This window comes from Enterobacter sp. CFEC122 (assembly GCF_052983755.1).
In genome coordinates this window covers 1-1,429 of the sequence record NZ_JBRIQR010000115.1, presented here as the reverse complement: position 1 = coordinate 1,429, position 1,429 = coordinate 1, and the positions used below count along the sequence as shown (strand labels likewise).

The window sequence follows — 1,429 nt, the reverse complement described above, 5'->3', positions numbered from 1 at the left end:
TTGCGACCAGTACCTGCATGACCGGCTGACGCTGCTGGAAACGCAGCTCGCCACCGTCAACCGCATGGCGCTGGCCAACGAGCTGCCGGACGCCATCATCACGGAGTCGGGCCTGAAGATCACGCCGCTCGATGCGGCGGTGCCCGATACCGCACAGGCCCTGATCGACCAGACGGCGATGATCCTACCGCACGTCAAGATCACCGAATTGCTGCTGGAGGTAGACGAATGGACGGGCTTCACCCGGCACTTCGCCCACCTGAAGTCAGGCGACCTGGCCAAGGACAAAAACCTGTTGCTGACCACGATCCTCGCCGACGCGATCAACCTGGGCCTGACCAAGATGGCGGAATCGTGCCCCGGCACGACCTACGCCAAGCTGGCCTGGCTGCAAGCCTGGGACATCCGCGACGAAACCTACGGGGCGGCACTGGCCGAGCTGGTCAACGCGCAGTTCCGACATCCCTTCGCCGAGCATTGGGGCGACGGCACCACGTCATCGTCGGACGGCCAGAACTTCCGCACCGGCAGCAAGGCCGAGAGCACCGGCCACATCAATCCGAAATACGGCAGCAGCCCAGGGCGGACGTTCTACACCCATATCTCCGACCAGTACGCGCCGTTCCACACCAAGGTCGTGAACGTCGGCGTGCGCGACTCGACCTACGTGCTCGACGGCCTGCTGTATCACGAATCCGACCTGCGGATCGAGGAGCACTACACCGACACGGCAGGGTTCACGGACCACGTCTTCGCGTTGATGCACCTGCTGGGCTTCCGCTTCGCCCCGCGCATTCGTGACCTGGGCGACACCAAGCTCTACATCCCGAAGGGCGATGCCACCTACGAGGCGTTGAAACCGATGATCGGCGGCACGCTCAACATCAAGCACGTCCGCGCCCATTGGGATGAAATCCTGCGGATGGCCACCTCGATCAAGCAGGGCACGGCGACGGCCTCGCTGATGCTCAGGAAGCTTGGCAGCTACCCGCGCCAGAACGGCCTGGCCGTCGCCCTGCGTGAGCTGGGACGCATCGAGCGCACACTGTTCATCCTGGACTGGCTGCAAAGCGTCGAGCTGCGCCGCCGCGTGCATGCCGGGCTGAACAAAGGCGAGGCGCGCAACGCGCTGGCCCGCGCCGTGTTCTTCAACCGCCTGGGGGAAATCCGCGACCGCAGCTTCGAGCAGCAGCGCTACCGGGCCAGCGGCCTCAACCTGGTGACGGCGGCCATCGTGCTATGGAACACGGTCTATCTGGAGCGGGCCGCGAACGCCTTGCGTGGCCACGGTCAAGCCGTCGATGACGGCCTGTTGCAGTACCTGTCGCCGCTCGGCTGGGAGCACATCAACCTGACCGGCGATTACCTCTGGCGCAGCAGCGCCAAGATCGGCGCGGGCAAGTTCAGGCCGCTACGGCCGCTGCAACCG

At 65.2% G+C, this 1,429-nt stretch carries 1 pseudogene; it reads left to right on the top strand.

The window, feature by feature from the left end:
* A pseudogene (locus ACVCAM_RS26370) lies at positions 1-1,429 on the top strand (Tn3-like element ISPa38 family transposase); the annotation flags it as partial.